A 24,425-nucleotide genomic window follows, 5' to 3' on the forward strand; every position below is an offset into this window, starting at 1 on the left:
GGGCCCGCCCGGTCCTGTCGCCGGTGCACGGCCGGCGGGACGATGAGGGCGGCCGGTCGCCCAACCGGAAGGAGATGGCCGCCATGGAACTGCCCGTCACGGTGGGGGTCGACGGATCGTCCGCGAGTCTGCGGGCGGCCGAGCTCGCCGCCGAGGAGGCGCTGTCGAGGGGACGCGGGCTGCGCGTCCTGCACGCGTGGCCGTTGATGCCGCACCTGCTGTCGGGGCGGGACACGCGCCCCCGGTGCGGCGAGCGGAGCGCGCTCGCGGAAGTGCGGCATGTGCTGGCCGTCCGCCACCCGGAGCTGACCGTGCGGGTGGAGGAGGTGTACGACGTCGCGACGGCGGCCCTGGTGGCGGCGGGGGAGGAGGCGGAACTGCTGGTCCTGGCCGCACGTGGCGACGGTGGATTCCCCGGGCTGCGTGTAGGTGCGACCGCCCTCCACGTGGCGTCCCGCGCCGGGTGCCCGGTCATCGTGGTCCCCGTCGCGGAGGACCCGGTGCCCCGGGACCACGTCCTCGTCGGGGTGGACGCCCGCCGCCCGGCCGCGGCCGCCCTCGACTTCGCCTTCGACCTGGCCCGCTGTCATGGCCTGGCACTCCGCGCCCTGCACGTGTGGCCCCAGGGGGATCCGAGCCGCTCGGAGGGCCTGCTTCGGGCGGAACGCGACCTGCTGGCCGTGGCGCTCACGCCTTGGCGGGCCGCTCACCCCGGGGTGCCGGTGACCGAGGACGGAGAACCCGGCGGCCCCGGACAGGTGCTCGTCGAGGCGTCGGCGAAGGCGTGCTTCCTCGTGCTGGGCCGACGCCCGTGCGCACCGGTCGGGCGGATCGGCCCGGTGGCCCATGCCGCACTGCACCACGCGGAGTGCCCGGTCGCCGTCGTGCCGGGTCCCTGAGCCGGGTCGGGCCGCGGGTGGCCCTGGGCAACGGCGCGCCGCTGCCCAGGGCCAGGCCGGTGGTAAGGGCCCAAGGCCGGTCAGGACGTGCGGTGGACGGCCGGTGACGGCAACTGGCCCGGCGCCGGGAGGCGCAGCAGGAAGCGGGCTCCGGCGGGGGGAGCGGTCGGCCCTGCTGCCGGGAGCGGACCCGCCGTGTCGCGGTGGTCGGGGCCGGGCGTCAACGCCGAGTGGCGAGCGACGCCCCCGCGACGGGCAGGCTGAACCAGGTGGTCTTCCCGTCCTCGGTGGCGCGCACCCCCCAACGCTGCGCGATGGCTTCGACGAGGAGGAGGCCTCGGCCGGACTCGTCGTCCGGTTCGGCGGCCCGCGGGCGCGGTAGTCGCGGGCTGCGGTCGGTGATCTCCACGGCCAGTTCGGTGGGCAGGCGGCGCAGGTTGAGCCGCACCGGGCCCGCCCCGTGCCGGACGGCATTGGTGAAGATCTCCGAGACCAGGAGCCGGGCGTCGTCCAGCAGCGCGTCGGCGTTCCAGTCGAGCAGCGTCTTCTGTATGAAGGCGCGGGCCTCGGAGACCGCCTCGGGGAGCGCGGGCACGACGACCTCGGCCGAGGCCAACGGGATCGCCGGTGTCCGGGCGAGGAGCAGGGTGACGTCGTCGTAGCCGCCGGCGTCCGGCAGGAGCGAGGCGAGCAGGTGGTCGGCCAGGGCCTCCAGGTCGACGGTGTCCGGTGCTCCGCCGAGCGCGCCGATGAGGCTGTCGAGCCGTTCCTCGATGTCGCATCCCGGTGTCTCGATCAATCCGTCGGTGTACAGCGCCAGCGTCGTACCGGGCGGGAGCGCGATCGAGGTCTGCTGGTGCGGGACGCCCCCGACGCCGAGCGGTGCGCTGACCGGTGCCGGCAGCGAGCGGACCTGCCCGTCCGCGGCCACGGTGAGCACGGGGAGGTGACCCGCCGAGCAGACCGAGACGTCCTGGGTGTCCGGGGCCATCACCAGGTAGCAGCAGGTCACCAGGTGCTCGGGCACGCCGAGGTCGGCGACGACGGTGTCCAGGGCGGTCATCAGGGCCCGCGGTTCCATTCCGGTGATGGCCAGTGCGTGGGCGGCCGAGCGCAGTTGCCCCATCACCGCAGCCGCTTCCAGCCCGCGTCCCATGACGTCGCCGATGAGGATCCCGACCCGGCCGGCGCCCAGCGGGATGAGGTCGAACCAGTCACCGCCCACACCCGCGCCCTGGGTGGCGGGCAGGTAGCGGTGGGCGGCTTCCACTCCGGGGATGGCGGGTGGCGTGCCCATCAGGCTCCGTTGGAGGGTGAGCGCGATGTGCCGCTGCTGCTCGTAGAGGCGGGTGAGTTCCGCCTCGGCGGCCCGGCGGTCGCTGACGTCGCGGACGGCGGCGGAGAAGAGCAGTCCGTCCGCCGTCTCCAGCGGGCTGAGACTGATCTCGACGGGGAACTCGGTGCCGTCCTTGCGGCGTCCGTGGAGATCGAGCCCGGCGCCCATCGGGCGGGCCTGCCGGTTGGCGGCGTAGTCGTCACGGTGCCGGACATGGTGCGCCCGGAACCGGGCCGGGATCAGCAGTTCGACCGCACGGCCCAGCAGTTCCTCGCGCGGGAAACCGAACAGGGCTTCCGTCTGCGCGTTGACGAGTGTGATCGTGCCGGTCGCGTCGACGATCACCATCGCGTCGGGTGCGGCCTCCAGCAGGGCCCGGAACCGCTCCTCCGCGGCGGGATGCCCCGCTCCGCGTGACACCGTCCGTCTAGCTCTCGACGTACCCATGCGGCCCTCTACGTGACTCGGCGTTCCGTTGACAGGACGTCATCCCATCCCAGCCTGGCGACAGGGCAACGCGGTTGCCGCCAACTGGCCGGTCCCGGTGCAATCGCGGCGTGCTGTGAACGGATGCGATCGCGAAACGACGGGCATCGTCCACCGGAGGGTGTCGGGGGACGGTCAGAGGGCAGACGTCCCCGGACGCGGTCTCCGTCGAGCCGAGGGATCCCCGGCCACCCGCTGTTCTTTTCTCTCACCCTCTCGATCAGGCCCGATCGGGTATCGGACACGTCACTGCGGAGGTCGCCGAGGAGTCACGAGCCGAGGCGTCACGATCCGTGCGCCGATCGGCCCGGTCGGTGAAGCGTCCGTCGACGCCGGCCCGTGCGGGACCCGATGCGGGGCGCGGTGAGCAGACCGGCGGAGGGCAGGGCCGGCGGGTTCGCTCAACCGGCTTCCGAGCGGTCGTTCGCCGAGGCGTCCGCGATCCCGTTGCGGAGCAGTTGGTGTCCGAGGTCGATCAGGGCGCGGGCTGCCGCGTACTCGTCGCCGATCTCGGGGACGAGCGGGTCGTTCGGGTTGCGGTGGGCGGCGGTGCGGGACTCCAGGGTGTTGTCGCCGGTGTCGAGAACGGCGTGGACCTTGGTGGTGTCCCCCTCCTCGAAGAGGTCGAGGCGCAGGGTCCACTGCTTGGTGCGAATCGGCGTCGTGGTGTTCGTGCTCATGTCCGGTCCTCTCGGGGTAGGGCAGGCTCGGGCTCGTCCGGCCGGGTGGGTCAACCGCCCTGCGTGAACTCGATGGCGATCGGACCGATCCGGCGGTGTTCGGGGCCCGGCGAGGTGAACCGGCCGACCCGTCGTGTGGTTGCGAGGTCGGAGCGGGGCCGGGTCCACCTACTCGGCTCCGATGACCGGGGGACCGTCCGGGCGGATGATCCGGCCGCTGATGCCCGTGGGTCGGATGCGCATCCAGGTCTCCCGGGCACCTCCCGCCCAGGGGTGGGGATCGGCATGCCGGTGGAACCAGCGCACGGCCTCCTCGTCGGCGACGATCGAGACGGTGCCGTTCACCAGCACGCTCCAGCCGGTGGCGAAGACGTCGTCGAGCCGGTCGACCTCGAAGGCGATCTCGCTGCCGGCGGCCCGGGCGAGAGTGCCGTCGGCTTCGGTGCGGTACAGGACGGTGGCGTCGAGGACCCGGTAGTTGACGGGTAGGGCCACCGGTCCGCGCGGCGCCGTGAGGATCACCCGGCCGACGCCGGCCGGGCCGAGCTTGGCCCAGCAGGCGGCCGGTTCCAACGCCTCGGTGCGTACGCGGGTGTTGGCGCGAGCCCGGCCGGGCGGCACGTCGCGTCCGCCGCCGAGCAGGTCGGTGACCGTCGTGTCCAGTGCGTCGGCGAGCCGGGTGAGGGTGGTGACACCGACCGGGACGGGGTGCGTCTCCAGGTACGCGACGAACCCGGCGTCCAGGCCGCCGCGCTCGGCCACCGTCTCCCGGGTGAGGCCGAGTTGGCTGCGGCGGTGGGAGACCCGGCGGCCGAGGTCGCCCGGGTCGGCGGGACGGGCGGACGTCCGGCCGTCGTTCGTGGTCTGCATGATGACCTCCTGGGTCAGGCCGGGGTGCTGTTGGGGACGATCACCAGCGGCACCGTGCATCGGTGTACGAGGGCGCGGCCGGTGGAACCGAACAGCAGGCCGCGGAAGCCCCCGAGGCCCCGACTGCCGATCACCAGGCACTGGGCGCGGGTGGCGACGGCGGCGAGCATCGGGGCGGGGGAGCCGGTGAGCGCCTCGTGCCGGATCCGGACGTGCGGGTACTTCTCCCGCCAGCCGGCCAGTGCCTCGGACAGGTCCACGACGGAGTGCCCGGTCAGGTCGGGCCGACCGGCCTCGGTGGGGAGCCGGACCTCGACGGCCAGCACATCGGTGGCCCGGAGCGCGGCTTCCTCGAAGGCGAAGCCGATCGCGGTGCGGGAGGCCTCCGAGCCGTCCGCACCGACCACGACCGGGCCGGGGCCGCAGACGCCGTCGGCGGGCTCGGGGACGAGGGTGAGCGGACAGTCCAGGTGACCGGCCAGGGACGTGCCCTTCGAGCCGATCGGCAGCGCGGAGCGTGCCTCGGTCAGCCGCCGGACGCCGAGTACCAGCTGGGCGGCCTCGTCGGCCGCTTCGCGCAGCACCCGGACCGGTCGGCCCTCGGCCAGTTCGGAGCCGATCTCCAGCCCGGGCTGTCGCTCGGTCGCCAGCATGCGGGCGGTGTCGAGCAGCGTCTCCCCGGCGGCCCGGAAGCCGAAGGAGAGGGGCGGGCCCTCCGCCGGTTGGCCGATCGGCCATTCCTGCGCATGCAGCAGGCGCAACGGCAGGTGGCGCCCGGCGGCTTCGTCCGCCGCCCAGCGGACGGCCCAGCGGCTCGCCTCGGAACGGTCGACACCCACGACCACGGGGCGGCGTGTTGCGAAGTCGTTCATCGCGGCCTCCTCCTCGGCCCCGGCCGACGCCGTCACCGGCTCTTCGGGGGAACCATGACCACCCTCATGGTCGAACGCCGTCGCTGGAGCAGGGGAGGGCCGGACGGACCCGAGCGCCAGGCCGGTGGGCCCCGATGACCGGTGGGCGGGGCCGAGCCGCCGATGCGGAATCCCGGGGGGAGCGGTCCGCGGCGCGCCTTCCCGGGGGTGTCGAGGACCGACCGGGCTCCGGGTCCCCCCGAGGGGTGGCTCGCCGCTGCCGATGGGCCCGGCGGACGGGGCCCGTGGGGCCCTGTTCCCGCTGCCGCGGGTGCGGTGCACTGGTGGTATCAGGACGACCGCCGACGGTGTCGGACGGGCGGGAGGCAGGTATGGACCGCAACGGGCCGGCGATCGAGCTGGCCGCGCTGAGCAAGTTCTACGGCCGCGAGGTGGGTGTCGACGGACTCGACCTCGCCGTGGAGCGCGGTGAGGTGTTCGGGTTCCTCGGCCCGAACGGGGCCGGGAAGACCACCACCATCCGGTGTCTGGTGGGTCTGCTCCGGCCCAGTTCCGGGCGCGTGTCCGTGCTCGGGTTGGATCCGGTCGCCGACCACCGCAAGCTGGCGCCACGGCTGGGCTACCTGCCGGGGGAGCTTCGGCTGTACCCCGAGCTGACCGGAGCGCAGACGCTTCGGATGCTCGGGGACCTCCAGGGGGCTCCGACGTCGCGCCGAGGCACCCTGTGCGAGCGCCTCGGGCTGACGACGGCGGACCTGGCACGGCCGGTGCGGGGGTACTCGCGCGGGATGAAGCAGAAGCTGGGCCTGGCCCAGGCGTTCCAGCACGATCCGGAGGTGCTGGTCCTGGACGAGCCGACCGAGGGCCTGGACCCGCTGGTGCAGGAGGTCTTCTTCGAACTGCTCACGGAGGCGGCGGCCGCCGGTCGCACGGTGCTCCTCTCCAGCCATGTGCTGCCGGAGGTGCAGCGGGCCTGCGGCCGGGTCGCACTCGTCCGGGAGGGGCGGCTGGTCGCGGTACGGGGGGTCTCGGAGCTGCGTGAGGAGCGCGCGAGACGGGTCCGGCTGGTGCTGGGCGACGGGCCGGTCCCCCGGGAGCTGCCCGGGGTGGAACGGTGGTCGCCGCAGTGGCGCGGCGCCGAGGTGCAGCTCCTGATCTCCCCGGCGGAGTTGGTCGGTGAACTCGGAAGACTCCTGGCCGAGTTGCCGGTGACGGACCTGTCGGTTGAGGAGGTCGGACTGGACGAGGCGTTCCTCGACCTCTACCGGCAGGACGTCGAGGCGGAGGAGGTACGGCCATGAGAGCCCGGTTCCCCCTGTTCTGGCTGGCCCTGCACCGGCGGCGCCGGATGCTGGCGTTCCTGGCCGTGGGCATGGTCGTGTTCGAGATCCTGATCGTGGTGGTCGTCCGGGCCGTGCCGCCCGCGCAGCTCTTCGGCGGCGCGGGCGGAGGCGTCCCGAAGGCGTTGAAGGCGTTCTCGGGCTCGGCCGGGGGCGTGTCCATCGCGAGCTATCCCGGCATGCTCGGGGCCGGCCTGGTGCACCCCTTCTGGATCGCCATGCAGCTGACGGCCATCGGCTCGCTGGCCGCTGCCGCCGTTGCGGCCGACATCGAGTCCGGCACCGTGGAGCTGCTGATGGCCCGTCCGATCTCGCGGTTGCGGCTGCTGGGTGAGCGGGTGGCGGCCGTGTTGGTGGCCTCGTTGGTCCTCAACGGCGTCGCCACGCTCACGATCGGCGCCGGGGTGGCCCTTTCCCCCGCCCTGCACCACGCGGTCCCGCTACGGGGTGTACTCGCCGCCGGCGTTCTGGGGTGCGCGTTCTCGCTCAGCCTGGCCGGTCCGGCCGTGGCCGTCTCGGCCGCGGTACGACACCGGGCCCAGGTCGTCGGAGCCACCATCGCCCTGGGAGCCGTGGGGTTCGCCGTCAACTTCATCGCCCTGGCCTGGCAGCCCGCCGCCGCGCTGCGCTACCTGAGCCCGTTCCACTACTACACCCCGGGTGACGCGCTCGCCCGAGGCGGTTTCGCCTGGGGGTCGTTCGCCGTGCTCGTGGCCGTCGGGCTCGCGGGCCTCGGCGCCGCCGTCCCGCTGCTGCTGCGCCGGGACCTCGCGCCCTGACGAGGTGCGCGGACCGGGTCACCTCGGTGTCCGCCCCGGTCACCGGGAGGTAGTCGACGGCCGCCCCGGGGTCGCCGGGTGAACGCCCTCCGCGATGGCCTCGGCGATCTCGCGGGTGTTCCCGTACACACTCTCGTACACGATCACCGTGCGCGTGGTCCCCACCTTTCGGCACGGCCGGGATCGCCTACCACGGGCGGCCCGGCCTCGGGCAGTCCGGCTCGGTTCGAGCCGCCGGGTGGGCCCGCTCTCAGTGCGTGGGAGCGGGCACCGTAACGATCGGGCAGTGTGCCCGGTGCAGGAGTCCGTGCGGGACGGAACCGAGCCGCATGCCGGTGAACCCGCCGCTGCCACGGCGGCCGACGACCACGGCGAGGGCATGCTCGGCAGCGGCGGCGAGTTCCTCGACGGGGTGGCCGTGCACCAGCTCGTGGGTGACCGAGACGTCCGGGTAGCGCTCGTGCCGTCCGGTGGTGGACTCGAAGAGCATGCGGCGGAGGAGCTGCTCGGTGGCCTGCTCGTGAAGGTTGCCGACCGGCGGGCGCTGCCAGACCCAGAGGACGCGCAGCGCGGCCCGCCGTTCGGCCGCCAGGTCGAAGGCGAAGTCGACGGCGGTGGCCGAGGACGGGCTGCCGTCCACGCCGACCACGACGTACGGCGGATCCTGGGTGACGTGCTCGGCGTCGCGGACGACGACCACCGGGCAGTGGGACTGGGCACTCACCGGTACGGCGACCGAGTACACGCTCAGCGCCTCCTGGACCCGGTTGAGGCGGCGGGAACCGAGCACGACCAGCTCGGCGTGGGCGGACTCCCTGCACAGCACCAGTGCCGGGAGGTCCTCCTCGACGGCCGTCATCAGCGGCAGCCCGCGATGCCGCTCCCACGCCGTCTCGGCTGGCTGGTCGAGCGCCTGGTCGGCACGTCGGCGCAGCGTCTTGTGGTAGCGGCCCTCGTCGAGGGCGCGGAACTCGCGGAACAGCGACGGGACGGCGTGCACCAGCCGCAGCGGCAGCCCGCGTCGGGCGGCCTCGTCGGCGGCCCAGGCGGCGGTCATGCGGCCGGTCTCGAGCGCGTCGACGCCGAGGACGACGGCGCGGACCCCGTCGTAGGGACTTGCGGATGTCATGGCTCCTCCTCGGGCCTTCGACCGGACCCTGCTCCCATACTGGGCAGCTCCGTGTCCCGGCACGAGGGCCGATCGGCCCGGGGCGCCGAGCCCGGCGGCCCCACTCGTGAAGCCCCCGGCGGCACACCCTGCCCGTGCGGCGCTGCCCGGGCCGGGCGCCGGGCGCCCGGCCCGGGCCGCTCGGCGGGCCGGGCGGGGGCCGGTCGGCCCTCGCGGGGCGAGGCGGGGAAGCGGACGCTGGGAGGGTAGCCCGGCGACCGGCCGAGGAGGAGCCATGCCGACCGTCCACCAGCCGCAGAACACCGCCGAGGCGCTGCTCGCCGACGGCACCACGGTGGCACTCCGGCCGCTCGGGGCGCAGGACCACCGGGCGGTGCTCGACCTGCACACCACCGGGATGTCCGAGGAGAGCCGTCGGCTGAGGTTCTTCGGGGTGAGCCGCGATGCTCCCAGGCAGGCCGCCGACCGACTGTGCGGGCCGGGGCGTCCGGGCCTGCTGGCACTCGGCGCCTGGGTGGGGGACGAACTGGTCGGCGAGGCGGACTGCGAACCGCTGGACGACCCGCCGGACACCGCCGAACTGGCCCTCGCCGTGGCCGACCGCTGGCACCACCTGGGAGTGGCCACCTTGCTGCTGGAGCACCTGGTGCACGCCGCCCGCACCGCCGGTGTCCGCTTCTTCGAGGCCGACACCCTGTTCGGCAACCGGGCCGTCCACCGGGTCTTCGCCGGCCTCGGGCTGCCGGTCGAGCGCCGGTACGCGCAGGGCGAGGTCAGGATCCGGGTGCCGCTGGACGAGACCGACGAGCGCTACCGCTCGGCCGTGGACGAGCGCGGCCGTCGCGCGGACGTGGCCAGCCTGGCGGCTCTGCTGCGCCCGGCCTCGGTCGTGGTGGTCGGGGCGTCCCGGCGGCCGGGCTCGGTCGGGCGGACCGTGTTCGGGAAGATCCGTCGGGGCGGTTTCGCGGGTCCGGTCCTGGCGGTCAACCCGCACGCCGACGAGATCGACGGCGAGCCGGCGTACCCCTCCCTCCGCGCGCTGCCCGCCGTGCCGGACCTCGCCGTGCTGGCGGTGCCCGCCGGAGCCGTCCCCGGGGCGGCGGAGGAGTGCGGCGCCGCCGGGGTGCGGGCGCTGGTGGTGCTCACCTCCGGCCTCGGCGCTGATCAGGCCCGAGGACTGATGAGGGCCTGCCGTCGGCACAGCATGCGCCTGGTCGGGCCGAACAGCTTGGGCATGGCCCAGACCGACCCGGCCGTCCGGCTGGACGCCGAGTTCGGCGGCGCCTTCCCCAGGCCCGGCAGTGCCGGGGTGGCGGTGCAGAGCGGTGGCGTGGGGATCGCGCTGCTCCAGCGGCTCGCCTGGCTCGGAATCGGGGTGTCGAGCTTCGTCTCGCTCGGTGACAAGTACGACGTCAGCGGCAACGACCTGCTCCAGTGGTGGGAGGCGGACGGCCGCACCGATCTCGCCCTGCTCCATCTGGAGTCCTTCGGCAACCCGCGGGCCTTCGCCCGCACCGCCCGCCGGGTCACCCGGACGATCCCGGTGCTGACCGTCGACGCCGGGCGCTCCACCGCCGGCCGCCGGGGCGCCGCCTCGCACACCGCGGCCGCAGCCACCCCCACCGTGACCCGGGAGGCGCTGTTCCGCCAGGCCGGCATCACCGCCACCCACAGCATCGAGGAACTCGTCGAGGCCGCCGCGCTGCTGCACGCCCAGCCGCTGCCCTCCGCGCGCGGCGCGGTCGCCGTCGTGTCCAACGCCGGCGGCATCGGCATCCTGGCCGCGGACGCCTGTGCCGAGGCCGGACTGGTCCTGCCGGAACTCCCCGCCGAACTCGGGAAGCTGCTTCCGCCGGGTGCTTCCGTCCGCAATCCGGTGGACACCACGGCGGCCGTGGGACCGGTCGAACTCACCCATTTCCTGAGGGCGTTGGAGAACGAGCCGAGCATCGACGCGATCCTGGTGTGCCTGGTCCCGACCGCGCTCGGTGTCACCCCCGATCTCGACCCCGTGCACGCGTTGCTGGAGGGGCCGGCGCGGCGTCGGGTCCCGATCGCCGCGGTCCTGCTCGACCAGCAGGTGCCCGTCCGCTACCGGTCCTGCGCCGACGGCGGAGCGCTGCCCGTCTACTCGGACACGGTGGCCGCAGCCCGCGCCCTCCGGCACGCCCGGGACCGGGCCCGTTGGCTCGCCGAACCGCCCTCGGGGCCCGCCGTTCCACCCCCCGGCGGACCGGAGTGCGACCGGCGAATCGCCCGCAGCCTGGTGGACGGCTACCTGACCGCCCACCCCGAGGGAGGCTGGCTCGATCCGCTGTCCACCGCCGACCTGCTGGAGGCCTACGGGCTGCCGCTGACCACCTCCGTCTGGGCCCGCGACGAGCACACGGCCGTCGTCGCGGCCGCCGGGCTGCGCCGGCTCGGACACGAGGGGAAGGCGGCGCTGAAGGCCTACTGGCCGGGGCAGGTGCACAAGAGCGCGGTGGGCGCCGTCCGTACGGGTCTTGCCACGGACGCCGAAGTGCGCGACGCCTACGGCGATTTCGGCCGGCGCTTTGCCGGGGAACTGGCCGGTGCGGTGGTCCAGCCGATGGCCGCCCCGGGGCTGGAGCTCCTGGCCGGAGTCGTCCAGGACCGGGTCTTCGGCCCGCTCGTCATGCTCGGCCTGGGCGGCACCGCCACCGAGGTCCTGGCCGACCGGGTGACCCGGCTGGCCCCGCTGAGCGAGCGCGACCTGACCACGATGGTCACCGAACTGCGCAGTGCACCACTGCTGCTGGGCGACGGCGGCGAGCCCGGCGTCGACGTCGCCGCGGTCCGCTCCGTACTCGCCCGGCTCTCCGCGCTCGCCGACGACTTTCCGGAGCTCGTCGAGGCGGACCTCAACCCCGTCATCCTGCGCCCCGACGGTGCCGTCTGCGTGGACGCCCGGGTCCGCCTGGAACGCAGGCCGTCCTTCGACCCCTACCTGCGGAAACTACGGCGCCCAGTGACCGCCGAGGGGAGGTGAACACCGTGAAGCACAGCATCCTGGACGGCAGGCCGGCCGAGGTCTTCCCGGCCGACAGTCCTGCGGGTGCCCCCGGTCGTACCACGGTCCGCGACTGCATGAGCAGCCCCGCCGTCGCCGTCACCCCGGGCACCGACTTCGCGACCGTCGCGGCCGCGTTGAGCGTCTCCCGGCGCGGCATCGTGCCGGTGGTGACGACGGACGGCACCGTCACCGGTGTGGTCGCCGCCTCCGACCTGCTCGCCGCCTACGCCGACCACCAGGACGCCGACGCCGAACTGCTCGCCCGTGACCTGATGACCACCCCGGCGGTCACCGTCACCGGCGACACGGGCGCCGCCGAGGCGGCGGCCCTGCTGGCCGAGCACTCCCTGCACCACCTGCCCGTCGTGGACGTCGACGGCCGCCTGACCGGTCTGCTCTCCACCCACGGGCTGCTCGACGCGCTGCGCCGCGAGGACGAGGCGATCCGCTCCGGCGCCCTGGCCCTGGCCCTCACCCCCGGCAGCGGCATCGTCCCGAACTCGCTGCACATCCGCTGCGAACGCGGCCTGGTCTCGATCACCGGTCGCACCCGTACCCGCAGCGACGCCGCCGCCCTCTGCCTCCAGATCGCCCGCCTCGACGGCCTGGCAGGCCTCGCCGACCACCTCACCTGGGACGTCGACGACATCGAGCCGTCGTCCTCTCCCTGACCGGGCGCCATCCCGTCGGCTCGACGGACGACCCGGTCAGGTCGCGACCAGGAGTTCCCGGATGCGGGCGGCAGGCGCGGGGACGGCAGGGGCCCGGAAGACGGGCCGGATCGGCCCACCGGACAGGGACCGTCCGGCCCTGTCCGGCGCGGACAGGGCGGGCGGACAGTGAAGGCGGACCCACCGGAGGAGGAGTGAGGACGATGCAGCACCGCAGCGTCAACGACGTGATGACCCACGAGGTCGTCACCGCCCGGCCCGACACGCCGTTCAAGGAGGTCGCGGCGCTGTTCCACCGCAACGACATCACCGCCGTCCCGGTGATCGACGACCAGGGCCGGCCGCTCGGCATGGTGTCGGAGGCGGACCTGATCCGGAAGGCGGCCGTCCTGCCCGACCCCGAGGGCCGGTTTCCCGGACGCTGGCTGGACGCCACGGACCGGGCCCGCGCCGAGGCCGAGACGGCCGGCGGGCTGATGACCAGCCCCGCCGTCACCGCCCGCCCCGGCTGGTCGGTGCCCGAGGCCGCCCGGGCCATGGACAGGCACAAGGTCAAGCGCCTGCCCGTGGTCGACGAGGTCGGCCGCCTGGTCGGCATCGTCAGCCGCCGTGACCTGCTGGAGGTGTTCCTGCGCCACGACGCGGCGATCCGGGACGAGATCAACCACGACGTGCTCGGCCAGACCCTCTGGCTCGCCCCCGGCGACGTCCAGGTGGCGGTGCACGACGGCGTGGTCACGCTGGAGGGCAGGCTGCCGCGCCGCAGCCTGGTCCCGATCACCGAGCAGCTCTGCCGGGCGGTGGACGGCGTGGTCGCCGTCCACTCCACGCTCGACTGGGCCGACGACGACAGCGATCCGCATCTGGAACACCCCCGCGCGTACCGCGCCGCATCGTAGGAGGCCACCGTGACCAGCACACCGAGCACCGTCGCCGACGTCATGACCCGTGCGGTGGTGGCCGTCGGCCGGGACGCGGACTTCCGTGAGGTCGCCGAGACCCTGCAACGCTGGCAGGTCAGCGCGGTGCCCGTGCTGAGCGGCGACGGCCGGGTGATCGGGGTGGTGTCCGAGGCCGACCTGCTCATCGCCGGGGACCGCGACGGCGAGCGCGCCGAGGCGCTGACCGCTGGGCGGATGATGTCCGTCCCGGCGGTCACCGTGCACCCCCGCAGCCCCCTTGACGAAGCCGCCCGCGCGATGGCCCGAGGCCACCTCAAGCGGCTCCCGGTCGTGGACGAGGAGGACTACCTGGTCGGCATCGTCAGCCGGGGCGACCTGCTGAAGGTCTATCTGGAGGACGACCGCGAACTCGCCGACCGGGTCCGCTTCGAACTGGTCTCCACCCTCGGCCCGGCCGCCGCGGTGGACACCGACGTTCGTTCCGAGAACGGCCGGATCATCCTGTCCGGCGGTCTGCCCGACGTCGTCTCCGCGCCCGTCCTGGAACGCCTGGTGCGCTCCGTGCCCGGGGTGGTGGGCGTCGAACTCCGGCTCACCGCGCCGGCCTGAGTGGGGACCGCGGTGCTCGTCATCGCCGCCGTCGACGGCTCGCCGGAGAGCCTTGCCGCCGCCCGCTGGGCCGCCGACGAGGCTCGCCTGCGCGACGCCCGGCTGCGACTCGTGTACGCCTGGCCCCGCCTGCAGCACGCGGTGCCCGGGCTGCCCGGCGTCAGCGAGGCACGCGGCCGGGCGCTCGGCATGCTCGCCGACATCGCCGAGCGGGTGCGGACGAACCACCCCGGCCTGGAGTTCGACACGGCCCTGCTGGACGAGCACGCGCCGGCCGGGATCACGGCCGCAGCGGATTCGGCCGAGCTGCTGGTGCTCGGCTCATCCGCGCCACACGGCCTGCGCGGTTCGGTCGGGCTCGCCGCCGCGGCCCGCGCGGTCTGCCCCGTCGTCCTGGTCCGGGCGAACCCGGGGACGACCGGGCCACCCCGCGAGGTGGTCGTGGGCATCGACGCCCACGACCCTGCCGAGGCCGCGCTCGTCTTCGCCCGGCAGGCCGCGGCCGTCCGCGGCGTCCGCCTACGGGTCCTCCACACCTGGATGGCGGACCGGCAGCTCTTCACCACTGCGGAGCAGGCGGGTCGCGCCGAAACGGAGGAGCGCGCACTTGCCGAGCTGCTGGCCCGGGGGCGTGAGTCGGCCGCCGTCCCGGACGTCCGGCGCGCCCCTGCCGCCGACGCGCTGGCGGACGCCTCCCGCTCCGCCGGCCTCCTCGTGCTCGGCCGCACCGGGCAGCGCCTCGGCCCGGTCACCCGGACCGTCGTCCGCCGCGCCTGGTGCCCGGTCGCCGTCGTTCCGCGCGGCTGACCCGGTGCGCCCGGCGCCGAGACGGCGCAGAATCGGTGGTGCCACCGACCGTGCATCCCAGGGAGCAGCCCATGGACCCGCGCCTGCCCGTCCGGGTGTTCCTGTTGGACGACCACGAGGTGGTGCGGCGCGGTGTCCGTGACCTGCTGGAGGCCGAATCGGACATCGAGGTCGTCGGCGAGGCGGGCACCTGCGCGCAGGCCCTCGCCAGGGTGCCGGCGCTGCGCCCGGACGTCGCCGTGCTCGACGTCCGCCTGCCGGACGGCGACGGCGTCACCGTCTGCCGGGAGCTGCGCGACCGGATGCCGGAGCTGGTCTGCCTGATGTTGACCTCCTTCGACGACGACGACGCCCTGCTCGACGCGATCATGGCCGGAGCGGCCGGCTACGTCCTCAAACAGGTCAAGGGCGCGGACCTGGTCGGCGCGGTACGGACGGTGGCCTCCGGCCAGTCCATGCTCGACCCGGCGACCACCCGCAAGCTGATGGAGAGCCTGCGCCACCACGAGGAGAGTGCGACCGACGCCGCACTGGCCGGCCTCACACCACGCGAACGGGAGATCCTCGCCCTCGTCGGCGAGGGCAGGACCAACCGGCAGATCGGTCAGGAGCTCTACCTCGCCGAGAAGACGGTGAAGAACCACGTCTCGCGCCTGCTCGCCAAGCTCGGGGTGGAGCGCCGCCTCCAAGCCGCCGTCCTCGCCGCCCACGCCGAGGAGCCCGGGCAGCACCACCAGCGCCCGCGGTGAGTGCGGGCGCGGACCGCGTCAGGCAGGAGTGTGCCACCGCTGGTTGGCGTTGCCGGTGCAGTTCCACAGCTCCAGCTCGGTGCCGGCGGTGGCGCTCCCGCCGGTGGCGTCGAGGCAGCGGTGGGAGTTCGGGTTGACCAGGGTGCCATTGGTCAGGGCCCACTGCTGGCCGGGGGAGCCGTTGCAGGTGGAGAGCACGACCGCGGTGCCGTTGGCGGTGCCGGAGCCGAGTGCGGTCATGCACTTGAACAGGGCGTGGACGGTGCCGTCGTCGGCCAGCACCCAGTTCTGGTTGTTCGACCACTGGCCGCAGGGCCACAGCTCCAGCCGGGTGCCGTCGGTGCTGGAGCCGCCGGTGATGTCCACGCACTGGCCGCCGATGCCGGTGATGGACCCGGACGGGCTGTTGCCGATGGCGTCGCGGTGGGTGCTGCCTCCGGTCGCCGGGGTGACGGTCGCCTGCCCGGAACAGGTGCTGCTGACCGACGTGCTGGTGACGGTGGAGTGGACGGTCAACCCGTTCGTCGCGTCGACCCCGGTGGGCGCGGTGAACAGGGCCGCGGAGGAGGGCTCGTCGGCGCAGGTCGCCGCGTTGTTGTTCCAATCGAAGTACTCGACCCAGTCGACCATGCCGTTCGCCTGGATCAGCCCGGAACCGACCTGGAGTGTGCCGAGCACGAACGAGGTCCCGGCGGTGGTGTCGGTGATCTTCGCCCGGTACCAGCCGGGGTCCGCGGGTGTGATGTCGTAGCGGTAGCCGTGGCCCGCGGTGAAGCCGGCGTTGAGGCGGCAGGTGTAGCCACCGCTCCCGCTCTCGGTGAAGGTCTGGCAGTAGGTCCCGCTGTCGCCGGGCTGTGCGCCGGTCGAGCCCCACAGCGAGAACAGGAACATGCCGGGATCGGTGCGGTGCCGCTGCATGCCGATGTAGCCGGAGACCCCGTTGGTGAACCCGAACTGGTGCGACCAGAAGACGTTGCCCCGTCCGGGGTCGGACTGCACCGTGGTGCCGAAGGTGACCGAGCTCAGGGCCGAAGTCGCGGCGGGGAAGCCGTAGTGGCTGTACGAGCCGGGGGTCGAGCCCGCAGCCGCCGCCGGACCGGCGAGTCCCAGGGCGGCGATCAGCAGGGAGAGCGTCGCGCCGACTGCTCGCGCGACGAGTCCGGTGGGTCTGGTGCGGAAGCGCAAAGGGTCCTCCTCGGTGGAGTGATGGTGCGGGGGAATGCCACTGACGCGGAAGGTCGCGAACGGCTCGGAAGCTCTTCCGGAAAATCACACCGGGCGGTACGGGAATGGTGAATTCCACTCCACCCGTCGGGAAGTGTACGGACGACAGCACGTTTCTATTGGTATTCACGCTCGGCGAATCCAGGTCAGCCGCAAGGGGATTGTGCGATTTCATGCCCAATCCGGTCGTGCCGGAACCGTAGGGGCCGGGCGGGTGGTCGCGTGGTCGAAGCTTGTCGCAGGCGGTTCGGGGCGGGGCAGCTACGGACGGGGCCACGGTCCGGGCGCCTTCGCACCGCCCAGGACCGCCGCCGCGAACTCCGCGGTCAGCCGGTGCCATTCGCAGGCGCCACGCACCATCGTGTGACCACCCCGGGCCATGAGCACGGCCTCGACGACGGCGCCCGCGGCAGCGGCCCGGTGGGCGAACTCCCACGCCAGGGCGGCCGAGGTGACACGGTCCTCCCCGTCGTGCAGGACGAGGACCTGCCGGCCCGCCAGCTGGTCCACCGGATCGCCGGGCGGGCACCACGGGGCCAGCGCGACCACTCCGACCACCGAGGGGCGGCCGGCGGCGGCCAGGGCGGCCCTGGCCCCCATGGAGTGGCCGACCAGCAGCAGCGGAGCCTCCGGAACGAGTCCTTCGAGCTCGACCAGCGCAGCCCGTGCGTCCGTCACGGGATCGGCGCGGGGCCCGTTCCAGCCGCGGTGACGGTAGCGCACGGACGCGACGACGGCACGGGGGAGGGGGCGGCGCAGGGCCCGGGCGAACAGCAGCATGCGCAGGGCCGGCAGGTTCGCGCGACGAGGTGGCGCGAGGCCGTCCGAGCGGCCGCCCGGCAGCAGGAGCACCCCGGCGTCGGGCAGGTCGGGCCGGTAGTGGATCCGTAGGTGCTCCCAGGTGTGCGGCATGGGTCCTCCCGTTCGCCGCCGAGTGCGCGGGTGCACCGGGTGTTCGTCGCCGCACACCGTCCCGGATTGCCGGATCCAATCCGTTCGGCCACCGGCCTCCGAAAAGAGGACGGCCGATGATGCACCCCGCGCGCCCGGCGGGCCACCACGGCCCGCGGCGCGGTCCGTACTCGACAGGAAGCCGGTGAGCAGGATGCTACGAGAGTCAGCGGCGGAAGTGGTCGTGGTCGGCGCGGGCCTGGCCGGTCTGGCCTGTGCGTTGGATCTGACCGAGGCCGGACGGGATGTCCTGGTCGTGGAGGCCGCCGACGAGGTGGGCGGACGGATGCGCACCCACGTGGTCCGGGGCTTCCGGCTCGATCGCGGCTTCCAGGTGTTCAACACCGCCTACCCGCAGGTCAGGAGGCGACTGGAGCTGGGCGCCCTGGGGCTGCGCCCGTTCACCCCCGGGTTCCTGCTGGCCGGCGCCCGGGGCACGCGCCGCTTCGTCGATCCGACCAGGCGCCCGGGCCGGGCCGGTGACCTGCTGCCCGGCAGGCTGCTGCCGCTGCGCGACCTGGCCGCACTGGGGCTGCTGGGGGCGGGGGACGCGGCGCTGCCCGCCGCCCTGCTCAAACGCCTGCCGGAGACCGGCACCGGCCGCGCGCTGCGCCGGGCCGGGGTGTCGCGGCGCACCGTCGACGGGGTGCTCGGCCCGTTCCTGGCCGGGGTGTTCCTGGAGGAGGGGCTGGAGACCTCCAGCCGGCTGTTCCACCTGGTGTGGCGCAGCATGCTGCGCGGGAGCCTCTGCCTGCCGCAGGACGGCATCGGGGCCGTGCCACGGCAGTTGGCGGCCCGGCTGCCGGCGGACCGGCTGGTGTGCGGCACCCGGGTGGAACGGGTGACGGCGGGCGGGGCGGCGCTCGCGGACGGCTCGGTGCTGCGGACCCGCGCCGTCGTGGTGGCGACCGGGATGGCGCAGGCCACCCGGCTGTTGCCGGGCCTGGAGGTGCCGGCGGCGAGGGCGGTGACGACCTTCTACCACGCGGCGCCGGTCAGCCCGTTGCGCGAGCCGACGCTGGTCGTGGACGCGGACCGGCAGGTGCTGAACACGGTGGTGCTGTCGGAGGTCGTCCCCGGCTGTTCACCGGACGGGCGGGCGCTGGTGTCGACCTCGGTCCTGGGGACGGACGCGGACGAGCGGGCGGCCCGGGGCCGGGCCGGTGCGCTGTACGGGGCGGACACCTCGGGCTGGGAGCAGCTGGAGGAGTACCGGATCGCCGAGGCGCTGCCGGCCGGTCCGGCGCCGCTCCTGCTCAGCCGCAGCACCAGGTTCGCGCCGGGGCGCTACGTCTGCGGGGACCACCGGGCCACCGGCTCGGTGCAGGGGGCGCTCGCCTCGGGCGCCCGGGCCGCCCGGGAGGTGCTGGCCGATCTGGCCGGGCCGGGAATCCGGCCGGCATGAACGAGCAGCGTGCCTGGCGCGTCGCGGTCGATCCGGGCCTGGTCGTCCAGCGTACCTGCGGCCACCTGGACGGCCTCCGGGAGGCTCCCGCCAACCCGGTCCCGGGCTGCGAGGAATGCCTGCGGACCGGCCGGACCTGGGTGCACCTGCGGGCCTGCCTGAGCTGTGGGCACGTCGGCTGCTGCGACAGCTCGCCCGGACAGCACGCCCATCACCATGCCCGCACCACCGGCGGTCACCACCTCGCCCGGTCCCTCCAGCCCGGCGAGGACTGGGCCTGGTGCTACACCGACGAGGTCTTCCTGCGCCCCGCCTGACCCGGGCGACCGATGCGCCGGCCGGCCGCGCGGGGCCTCTGACCGGGGGCCACCCGGTGTCACGGCGGTGACCGGCCCCGGGCCCGTTCGGCAGAGCCCAGCGTCCAGCGGGCGGGAGGGCGTCCCCCATCGGCGTGGCACCGCGGTCTCGATATGCCTCATCCGGGTGGAAACCGTTCCCCCGGTGGATCGCTGCTGGTCAGATGGGGTGAAAGGGCCGCGCGGGTCGTTGCCGGCCGCCGCCGGGAGGCGTTGAGCGGGACGTGACTACCTCAACCACCGCCCCGATACTGCCCGGCGCCCTTCCGACGCCCACCGGTCCCACCCCGCACGACCAGGGCGCGGACACCGCGCCCTGCCCCATAACCGTCCACTCCCGCGCCACTCTCGGCAGCACCCTGGTCCTCCATCTCGCCGGAGAGATCGACCACTTCACCGCCGCCCCGCTGCGGGCACTGCTCGCCTCGGCGGCCGCCGACGGCCACACCGGCCTCGCGCTGGACACCTCGCGCGTCACCTTCGCCGACTCCGGCTTCCTCGCCGTCCTGCGGTGGTGGACCCGGGACGGACGCCGACTGCGGCTCACCACCCGCTCCCGGACCGTCCAACGGCTCCTGGACGCGGCGGCCGCCGCCTACGGGGCGTCCGGCGCCTTCACCCGGTACGTCGAGCCGCCGGGCGGCACCGGCCACGCCCCGGCCGGGCCCCGCGCCCACGCACCGCGGCGGCACCACCCGGCCCGGCCCGGTCGGCTGACGACGGCGGCAACGTCATGACGTTCACCCTCCTGACCTGCGCACCGATGCTCGCGGCACTTGTCCTGGGCTACTGGAAGCCCCGTGAAGCACGGCATCGCCGAGCCACCGGTCACCCTGACGACCGGGCGCCACGGCGCAGCCCGGGCCGGGGCGGCACACCCACCGCCCGCGGCCGCGGCGTGCCCGCGGGCGTGAGCCGGTGCTGGGCGCCGGTTCCCGCGAGGCGCAACGACGGAACCGGCCGCGCCGGTGGTTGCTGAGCGCTGATCAGCCTCGGAACCCCACGATCCGCCCCGGTCGGCCCTGCCGACCGGGGCGGCGTGCGTGCGCGCCTCGACCGGGCGGGGGCGTTCCGGCAAGGACCTGCACGTCTCAAGTCGGGCTCTGCGGAAGCGGGATGACCCTCCGGTTCGCGGGTCCCGGTGCGGAGTCGGCGGGACGCGGGTGTGGTCCCGAACGGCCCACCCCCGGATGTGGGTCCGCAGGGGATGATCGAGGCTCGGGGCATGGGATCGATCATCGTGCTCTTCGAGCTGGAATCCGACGGGGCCATCGGCGCGGAGGGTGTCGAACCCACCGTGTTCGCGGTGCACGCCGCCGGGGCCGATCCCGACGTTCCGGAGGACCCGCAGCCGTACACCCTGTGCGGGCTGGAGACCGGACCGCTGGAGCACGCGCACTACCGGCCGACCCGGCCCGGGGACCCGTGGTACCCGCCCGCGCTCGGCGACCTGCGGTGCCAGGAGTGCGAGCGGGCTCTGCGCACGCTGTGACCGTGGGTGCTGCGGTGGCGGCTCCGGGCTCTCAGACGGCCAGGCCCGCCAGCACCTCGGCGCCCGGGAGCTGGGCCAGGGCCCGTCCGGGGAGGATGAGTTTGCCCCGGCGTCGGCCGCTGCCGACCAGGACGGCCGGGGCGGCGGCCACCGCCTCGTCGATGAGCAGCGGCCAGGTGCCGGGCAGGCCGACGGGGGTGATGCCCCCGTACTCCATGCCGGTCAGGGCGACCGCCGTGTCCATCGGTGCGAACGAGGCCTTCCGCGCGCCCAGGTGGGTACGGACGGCCTTGTTCACGTCCACCCGGGTGGTGGCGAGGGCGAGGCAGGCGGCCAGGGTGACCTCCCCGCCGCGTTTGGCCGCGACCACCACGCAGTTCGCGGAGAGCTCCGGCGGTGCCTGGTAGAACTCGCAGAACACCGCGGTGTCCGCCTTCTCGGGGTCGGTGTCCACGTACAGCACGGACTCGGCCGCCTCCCGTGCGTCCCAGTTCTTCAAGGCATCGGCCACGGGGGCGGCGAGGTCGTCGCAGACCTCCAGTGCCGGGAGGACGGCCGTGAAGTTTCCGAAGGGCGGGTGCACCGGATCGCTCATGGGGGGACTGTAGCGCGGTTGTTTCCGGACGGCGGGGGTGGGCAGGCGCGGGGCATGGACGTGGACGAGGTGATGGGCCCGGCCCGTCCTGGGCGGCGGTTACCGGGCCCGGGCCGTCCGCGCGGGCCGGTGGGCCGCGCGGCATCATGGTCGGGACGGCAGCACGCCGCCCCGAGCGGACCGGGAGTACGCCATGCCACGGCCGGCCGAGCAGTCCAGTGCGGGGGAGCAGGAGCACGCCGGCCTGCGCGTCGTGGTGCGGCGGGAGGGCCCGGTGCGGGTGGTCTCCGTGGCCGGTGAACTGGACCACGACAGCGCCGACGGCCTGCGGGCGGCGCTCGCCCGTCCGCCCGCCGACGGTGAGGAGCGGGTCGTCGTCGATCTCGCGGACCTGCGGTTCTGCGACTCCACCGGGCTGAACGTCCTGCTGCGCGCCCGGCTGGACGCCGAGGCGGCCGGACTGGGGCTGGAACTGGCCGGACCACGGCCGGCGGTGGCCCGGTTGTTCGCGATCACCGAGGCCGGTAGCGCGCTGCGGATCCACCCCGATCTCCACGCCGCTCTGGAGACCACGGATCCGCCGCCGGGTACCGGCGGCGGCGTGGAGTGAGGAGCGCGGCATGAAGCGTGACCGGGAAGGACCGGCGCCACCGTTCTCCGACCGGACCAGTCGGCTCGTGCTGTACGGCACCGAGGGGGCGGTGCAGCGCTCCCGGGATTTCAGCCGCCGGGCGCTGGTGGGCTGGCAGTGGCTGCCCGCCCCGGACGCCGGGCGGCTGGCCGTGGCGGAGGACGTCCTGCTGATGGTCTCGGAGCTGGTCACCAACGCGTGTCTGCACGCGCCCGGCGGCCCCCGGGAACTGCGGCTGAGGTGGAACGGCGAGCGGCTGCGGGTGGAGGTCTCGGACGCGAGTCCGGTCCCGCCGCGGCTGCGCCCGCGCGCCGACCCGGGCCGCCCGGGCGGCCACGGCCTCCGGGTGGTGGACCGGTTGGCGCGGGACTGGGGCTGTCTGCCGGAGGGGGCGGGGAAGCTGGTGTGGCTGGAGGTCGCGGCCCCGACGGACCGGGGTGCCCCGATCGACCACAGCGCCCCCGGGGGCTGATCCGTACCCGGCGTGCGGGGTCAGGCGCGCCCGGGGTACGGCTCGGGCGGCGGTGCCGGATCGGGGCCGGGGATCGGGCCGGGATCCGGGAACGGGGGAATCGGCGGCGGCACCGGGCCAGGGCCCGGGCCCGGCCTCGGCGCGGGGCGGGGGTCGGGGTGGGGGAACGGCTCGGTGTCCGGGTCAGGGGGAGCCGGGACGGTCATCAGGGCGGGCATGGCGATGACTCCTCTCGTGGCGGAGGCGGTGACCCGAGCACGTGTACCCGGGGAAACCGCAATAAACCACCCGAAACATGAATCGGAAGTCGTGTGTCGGGTAGAGAACCCATGACGCGCCACGGCCCGCTGCCGACCGCGTCCGCACCCTCGCCGGGTGCCACCGGAGCCGTCGCCCGAGGTGACCGGACACCGACCCCTCCGGAGTACAGCCCGCCACGCGCAGCCGCGCGGTGCCGGGCCCCGCCTCCGATGTCCTGGGGAGGTCATCCGTGACCACCACACCGGAAACCGTTCGCGAAACCGTTCGCGCCGTGGACCGGTCGGCTACCCCGCCGTCCGGCCTCCCGTCCGATCTCCCGTCCGACCTGCCGCCGCGCCCGAGCGACGAGCAGTTGCGCTCGATGGGCAAGTTCGAGGCCCGTGAACTCAGCGACGCGCTGTTCGAGCGCCTGGCCGGACTCGCCCGCGAGACCCACGCCTACAGCTACGTGCGCGGCACCGTCATCGAGCTGAACATGCCGCTGGTGCGCTACATCGCCGCCCGCTTCCGGCACCGCGCCGAGGACATGGACGACATCCTCCAGGTCGGCACGATCGGCCTGATCAAGGCCGTCGACGGCTACGACCCGCAGCGCGGCGTCGAGTTCATCACCTACGCCGTCCCCACCATCATCGGCGAGATCAAGCGGTTCTTCCGGGACACCTCCTGGCCGGTCCGGGTCCCGCGCAGCATGCAGGAGCTGTACCTGACCGTCGCCCGGGGCTCCGACCGGCTGGAGCAGGAACTCGGCCGGCTCCCGCACCCCGACGAGCTCGCCGAGGACCTCCAGCTCACCGAGGCGCAGGTCTCCGAGGGCCTCGTCGCCGGACGCGTCTACCGCCCCGACTCGCTGGACGCGCTGCGCGACCAGGACACCGACGAGGGCGGCAGCGCCATGCTCGACCGCCTCGGCTGCTGCGACCCCGCGATCGACCTCGCGGACTTCCGCACCGCCGTGCGCCCGCTGCTCGCCGACCTCCCCGCCCGCGAGCAGACCGTGCTCAAGCTCCGCTTCTGGGACGGCTGGACCCAGTCCCAGATCGCCGACCGCATCGGCGTCTCCCAGATGCACGTCTCCCGACTGCTCAGCGCCACGCTGGCGCGGCTGCGCGAACAGCTGGAGGACCGCGACGCCTCCGGTTGGGTGGACGAAGCCGCGCTGCCCGGGTGAACTTCCGCTCCGGCCGGTGTTTCCGGTCCCCCGTGGTGGACAGCCGCGTGGTGGGGCCCTCGCCGAGGAAGGGAGCCGACGCCATGTCCCGCCGATCGCCCACCGCCGGCCGCGCTCCGGAGCCGAACGCCTTCACCGTACGGTCCCGGCCGTGGACGTCCGGGACCGTACTCGAACTGCACGGCGAACTCGACCTCGACTCGGTCGCGGAGCTGAGCACGGCCGTGGACGCGGCCCTGGCCGCTGCCCCCCACGCCGTCCCCCGCAGTGCCGCCCGCAGCGCCCCCCACGCCGTCCCCCGCACGGCGGCCACCACCGTCGTCGTCATCGACTGCGGGGAGCTGGAGTTCTGCGACTCCTCCGGGCTCAACGCGATGCTGCGGGCCCAGGCCCGGGCGGCGGCCCGGGGCCGCCGGATCGAGCTCGCCCGGCCCCGCCCGCTGGTGCGCCGCATGCTCGAACTGACCGGCGCCACCGACGCACTCCCGATCCGGGACACCGCGCCGCGGTGACCGCGCCGGCCGCCCGGGTCGACACCTGTCACGGCTGTCACCCTTCGACGTCCGGTGGCACAGTGGTTCCAGGGCGGCGGTCAGCCGCCCCCGGGGCAGGGACGCCCCGGCCGGGGCGTGACGGACCCGGGTGGTGGGACGGATGGACGAGCAGTCGGCACTCGGTGGCCGGTCGGCCCAGCAGGCCCTGCA

General features: G+C 74.5%; 25 protein-coding genes. 17 read left to right on the top strand and 8 right to left on the bottom strand.

Annotation, left to right across the window (positions count from 1 at the left end):
• Positions 1-83: 83 nt before the first annotated feature.
• Positions 84-899: a universal stress protein gene (locus ACZ58X_RS11590; RefSeq protein ID WP_470333473.1), complete on the top strand. Its 816-nt coding sequence runs from the start codon at positions 84-86 to the stop codon at positions 897-899.
• A 220-nt stretch (positions 900-1,119) separates the two neighbouring features.
• Here the strand turns inward: ACZ58X_RS11590 and ACZ58X_RS11595 are convergent, their stop codons facing one another.
• From ACZ58X_RS11595 to ACZ58X_RS11610, 4 genes are all read right to left on the bottom strand, one after another.
• Positions 1,120-2,682 carry an ATP-binding SpoIIE family protein phosphatase gene (locus tag ACZ58X_RS11595; protein ID WP_470333474.1) on the bottom strand — a complete coding sequence of 521 codons (1,563 nt, stop codon included), beginning with the start codon at positions 2,680-2,682 and terminating at the stop codon, positions 1,120-1,122.
• 440 nt (positions 2,683-3,122) lie between these two features.
• Positions 3,123-3,401, bottom strand: a complete 279-nt coding sequence (locus tag ACZ58X_RS11600) for a dsRBD fold-containing protein (protein WP_470333475.1) — start codon at positions 3,399-3,401, stop codon at positions 3,123-3,125.
• 168 nt (positions 3,402-3,569) lie between these two features.
• Complete coding sequence (locus tag ACZ58X_RS11605) at positions 3,570-4,271, bottom strand: helix-turn-helix domain-containing protein (RefSeq protein ID WP_470333476.1); 702 nt, start codon at positions 4,269-4,271, stop codon at positions 3,570-3,572.
• A gap of 14 nt (positions 4,272-4,285) precedes the next feature.
• A complete protein-coding gene (locus ACZ58X_RS11610; protein WP_470333477.1) occupies positions 4,286-5,143 on the bottom strand; it encodes a universal stress protein in 858 nt (285 codons plus the stop codon).
• Positions 5,144-5,514: 371 nt separating this feature from the next.
• On the opposite strand from ACZ58X_RS11610, the gene ACZ58X_RS11615 reads away from it, so the two are divergent.
• Both ACZ58X_RS11615 and ACZ58X_RS11620 read left to right on the top strand, forming a co-directional pair.
• The gene (locus ACZ58X_RS11615; protein WP_470333478.1) at positions 5,515-6,444 is read left to right on the top strand and encodes an ABC transporter ATP-binding protein; all 930 of its coding nucleotides are present in this window, start codon (positions 5,515-5,517) and stop codon (positions 6,442-6,444) included.
• The gene (locus ACZ58X_RS11620; protein ID WP_470333479.1) at positions 6,441-7,262 is read left to right on the top strand and encodes an ABC transporter permease subunit; all 822 of its coding nucleotides are present in this window, start codon (positions 6,441-6,443) and stop codon (positions 7,260-7,262) included. Before ACZ58X_RS11615 ends, ACZ58X_RS11620 begins: the two co-directional genes overlap by 4 nt.
• Before the next feature lie 250 nt (positions 7,263-7,512).
• Here ACZ58X_RS11620 and ACZ58X_RS11625 read toward each other — a convergent pair whose 3' ends face one another.
• Positions 7,513-8,391 carry a universal stress protein gene (locus ACZ58X_RS11625; protein ID WP_470333480.1) on the bottom strand — a complete coding sequence of 293 codons (879 nt, stop codon included), beginning with the start codon at positions 8,389-8,391 and terminating at the stop codon, positions 7,513-7,515.
• Positions 8,392-8,665: 274 nt separating this feature from the next.
• Between ACZ58X_RS11625 and ACZ58X_RS11630 the strand changes: the two genes are divergently transcribed.
• From ACZ58X_RS11630 to ACZ58X_RS11655, 6 genes are all read left to right on the top strand, one after another.
• Positions 8,666-11,401 (top strand): bifunctional acetate--CoA ligase family protein/GNAT family N-acetyltransferase, encoded by a 2,736-nt coding sequence (locus tag ACZ58X_RS11630; protein WP_470333481.1) that lies wholly within the window; start codon positions 8,666-8,668, stop codon positions 11,399-11,401.
• 5 nt (positions 11,402-11,406) lie between these two features.
• A complete protein-coding gene (locus ACZ58X_RS11635) occupies positions 11,407-12,096 on the top strand; it encodes a CBS domain-containing protein (protein ID WP_470333482.1) in 690 nt (229 codons plus the stop codon).
• A 203-nt stretch (positions 12,097-12,299) separates the two neighbouring features.
• Positions 12,300-12,995 carry a CBS domain-containing protein gene (locus ACZ58X_RS11640; protein ID WP_470333483.1) on the top strand — a complete coding sequence of 232 codons (696 nt, stop codon included), beginning with the start codon at positions 12,300-12,302 and terminating at the stop codon, positions 12,993-12,995.
• A 9-nt stretch (positions 12,996-13,004) separates the two neighbouring features.
• The gene (locus tag ACZ58X_RS11645) at positions 13,005-13,607 is read left to right on the top strand and encodes a CBS domain-containing protein (RefSeq protein WP_470333484.1); all 603 of its coding nucleotides are present in this window, start codon (positions 13,005-13,007) and stop codon (positions 13,605-13,607) included.
• A 12-nt stretch (positions 13,608-13,619) separates the two neighbouring features.
• A complete protein-coding gene (locus tag ACZ58X_RS11650; RefSeq protein ID WP_470333485.1) occupies positions 13,620-14,414 on the top strand; it encodes a universal stress protein in 795 nt (264 codons plus the stop codon).
• Positions 14,415-14,485: 71 nt separating this feature from the next.
• Entirely contained in the window at positions 14,486-15,163 is a 678-nt protein-coding gene (locus ACZ58X_RS11655; RefSeq protein WP_470333486.1) for a response regulator, read from the top strand.
• 18 nt (positions 15,164-15,181) lie between these two features.
• Here ACZ58X_RS11655 and ACZ58X_RS11660 read toward each other — a convergent pair whose 3' ends face one another.
• Together ACZ58X_RS11660 and ACZ58X_RS11665 are read right to left on the bottom strand one after the other, a co-directional pair.
• Positions 15,182-16,348, bottom strand: coding sequence for a ricin-type beta-trefoil lectin domain protein (locus ACZ58X_RS11660; protein ID WP_470333487.1), 1,167 nt, complete (start codon positions 16,346-16,348; stop codon positions 15,182-15,184).
• 300 nt (positions 16,349-16,648) lie between these two features.
• Positions 16,649-17,299, bottom strand: a complete 651-nt coding sequence (locus ACZ58X_RS11665; protein WP_470333488.1) for an alpha/beta fold hydrolase — start codon at positions 17,297-17,299, stop codon at positions 16,649-16,651.
• Positions 17,300-17,492: 193 nt separating this feature from the next.
• On the opposite strand from ACZ58X_RS11665, the gene ACZ58X_RS11670 reads away from it, so the two are divergent.
• The 4 genes from ACZ58X_RS11670 (at position 17,493) to ACZ58X_RS11685 (ending at position 20,591) form a co-directional block, all read left to right on the top strand.
• Positions 17,493-18,743: an NAD(P)/FAD-dependent oxidoreductase gene (locus ACZ58X_RS11670; protein WP_470333489.1), complete on the top strand. Its 1,251-nt coding sequence runs from the start codon at positions 17,493-17,495 to the stop codon at positions 18,741-18,743.
• Complete coding sequence (locus ACZ58X_RS11675) at positions 18,740-19,060, top strand: UBP-type zinc finger domain-containing protein (protein WP_470333490.1); 321 nt, start codon at positions 18,740-18,742, stop codon at positions 19,058-19,060. Before ACZ58X_RS11670 ends, ACZ58X_RS11675 begins: the two co-directional genes overlap by 4 nt.
• 263 nt (positions 19,061-19,323) lie before the next feature.
• Positions 19,324-19,836 (top strand): STAS domain-containing protein, encoded by a 513-nt coding sequence (locus ACZ58X_RS11680; protein WP_470333491.1) that lies wholly within the window; start codon positions 19,324-19,326, stop codon positions 19,834-19,836.
• Positions 19,837-20,324: 488 nt separating this feature from the next.
• A complete protein-coding gene (locus tag ACZ58X_RS11685) occupies positions 20,325-20,591 on the top strand; it encodes a hypothetical protein (protein WP_470333492.1) in 267 nt (88 codons plus the stop codon).
• A 31-nt stretch (positions 20,592-20,622) separates the two neighbouring features.
• Here ACZ58X_RS11685 and ACZ58X_RS11690 read toward each other — a convergent pair whose 3' ends face one another.
• The gene (locus ACZ58X_RS11690) at positions 20,623-21,174 is read right to left on the bottom strand and encodes a YbaK/EbsC family protein (protein ID WP_470333641.1); all 552 of its coding nucleotides are present in this window, start codon (positions 21,172-21,174) and stop codon (positions 20,623-20,625) included.
• Between the two features lie 205 nt (positions 21,175-21,379).
• Here ACZ58X_RS11690 and ACZ58X_RS11695 point away from each other — a divergent pair, with 205 nt between their 5' ends.
• The 4 genes from ACZ58X_RS11695 (at position 21,380) to ACZ58X_RS11710 (ending at position 24,233) form a co-directional block, all read left to right on the top strand.
• On the top strand, positions 21,380-21,796 hold the full coding sequence (locus tag ACZ58X_RS11695) for an STAS domain-containing protein (RefSeq protein ID WP_470333493.1): 417 nt from the start codon (positions 21,380-21,382) through the stop codon (positions 21,794-21,796).
• 10 nt (positions 21,797-21,806) lie between these two features.
• Positions 21,807-22,289: an ATP-binding protein gene (locus ACZ58X_RS11700; protein WP_470333494.1), complete on the top strand. Its 483-nt coding sequence runs from the start codon at positions 21,807-21,809 to the stop codon at positions 22,287-22,289.
• A 532-nt stretch (positions 22,290-22,821) separates the two neighbouring features.
• Positions 22,822-23,721: a SigB/SigF/SigG family RNA polymerase sigma factor gene (locus tag ACZ58X_RS11705; protein WP_470333495.1), complete on the top strand. Its 900-nt coding sequence runs from the start codon at positions 22,822-22,824 to the stop codon at positions 23,719-23,721.
• Positions 23,722-23,804: 83 nt separating this feature from the next.
• Positions 23,805-24,233, top strand: a complete 429-nt coding sequence (locus ACZ58X_RS11710; protein ID WP_470333496.1) for an STAS domain-containing protein — start codon at positions 23,805-23,807, stop codon at positions 24,231-24,233.
• Positions 24,234-24,425 lie beyond the last annotated feature (192 nt).

The organism is Kitasatospora sp. NPDC040550 (genome assembly GCF_055594965.1).

Coding starts and splice junctions, on each gene's coding strand:
- ACZ58X_RS11590 (WP_470333473.1), top strand. CDS start 84: ATGGAACTGCCCGTCACGGTGGGGGTCGACGGATCGTCCGCGAGTCTG.
- ACZ58X_RS11595 (WP_470333474.1), bottom strand. CDS start 2,682: ATGGGTACGTCGAGAGCTAGACGGACGGTGTCACGCGGAGCGGGGCAT.
- ACZ58X_RS11600 (WP_470333475.1), bottom strand. CDS start 3,401: ATGAGCACGAACACCACGACGCCGATTCGCACCAAGCAGTGGACCCTG.
- ACZ58X_RS11605 (WP_470333476.1), bottom strand. CDS start 4,271: ATGCAGACCACGAACGACGGCCGGACGTCCGCCCGTCCCGCCGACCCG.
- ACZ58X_RS11610 (WP_470333477.1), bottom strand. CDS start 5,143: ATGAACGACTTCGCAACACGCCGCCCCGTGGTCGTGGGTGTCGACCGT.
- ACZ58X_RS11615 (WP_470333478.1), top strand. CDS start 5,515: ATGGACCGCAACGGGCCGGCGATCGAGCTGGCCGCGCTGAGCAAGTTC.
- ACZ58X_RS11620 (WP_470333479.1), top strand. CDS start 6,441: ATGAGAGCCCGGTTCCCCCTGTTCTGGCTGGCCCTGCACCGGCGGCGC.
- ACZ58X_RS11625 (WP_470333480.1), bottom strand. CDS start 8,391: ATGACATCCGCAAGTCCCTACGACGGGGTCCGCGCCGTCGTCCTCGGC.
- ACZ58X_RS11630 (WP_470333481.1), top strand. CDS start 8,666: ATGCCGACCGTCCACCAGCCGCAGAACACCGCCGAGGCGCTGCTCGCC.
- ACZ58X_RS11640 (WP_470333483.1), top strand. CDS start 12,300: ATGCAGCACCGCAGCGTCAACGACGTGATGACCCACGAGGTCGTCACC.
- ACZ58X_RS11655 (WP_470333486.1), top strand. CDS start 14,486: ATGGACCCGCGCCTGCCCGTCCGGGTGTTCCTGTTGGACGACCACGAG.
- ACZ58X_RS11665 (WP_470333488.1), bottom strand. CDS start 17,299: ATGCCGCACACCTGGGAGCACCTACGGATCCACTACCGGCCCGACCTG.
- ACZ58X_RS11670 (WP_470333489.1), top strand. CDS start 17,493: ATGCTACGAGAGTCAGCGGCGGAAGTGGTCGTGGTCGGCGCGGGCCTG.
- ACZ58X_RS11675 (WP_470333490.1), top strand. CDS start 18,740: ATGAACGAGCAGCGTGCCTGGCGCGTCGCGGTCGATCCGGGCCTGGTC.
- ACZ58X_RS11685 (WP_470333492.1), top strand. CDS start 20,325: ATGGGATCGATCATCGTGCTCTTCGAGCTGGAATCCGACGGGGCCATC.
- ACZ58X_RS11695 (WP_470333493.1), top strand. CDS start 21,380: ATGCCACGGCCGGCCGAGCAGTCCAGTGCGGGGGAGCAGGAGCACGCC.
- ACZ58X_RS11700 (WP_470333494.1), top strand. CDS start 21,807: ATGAAGCGTGACCGGGAAGGACCGGCGCCACCGTTCTCCGACCGGACC.
- ACZ58X_RS11710 (WP_470333496.1), top strand. CDS start 23,805: ATGTCCCGCCGATCGCCCACCGCCGGCCGCGCTCCGGAGCCGAACGCC.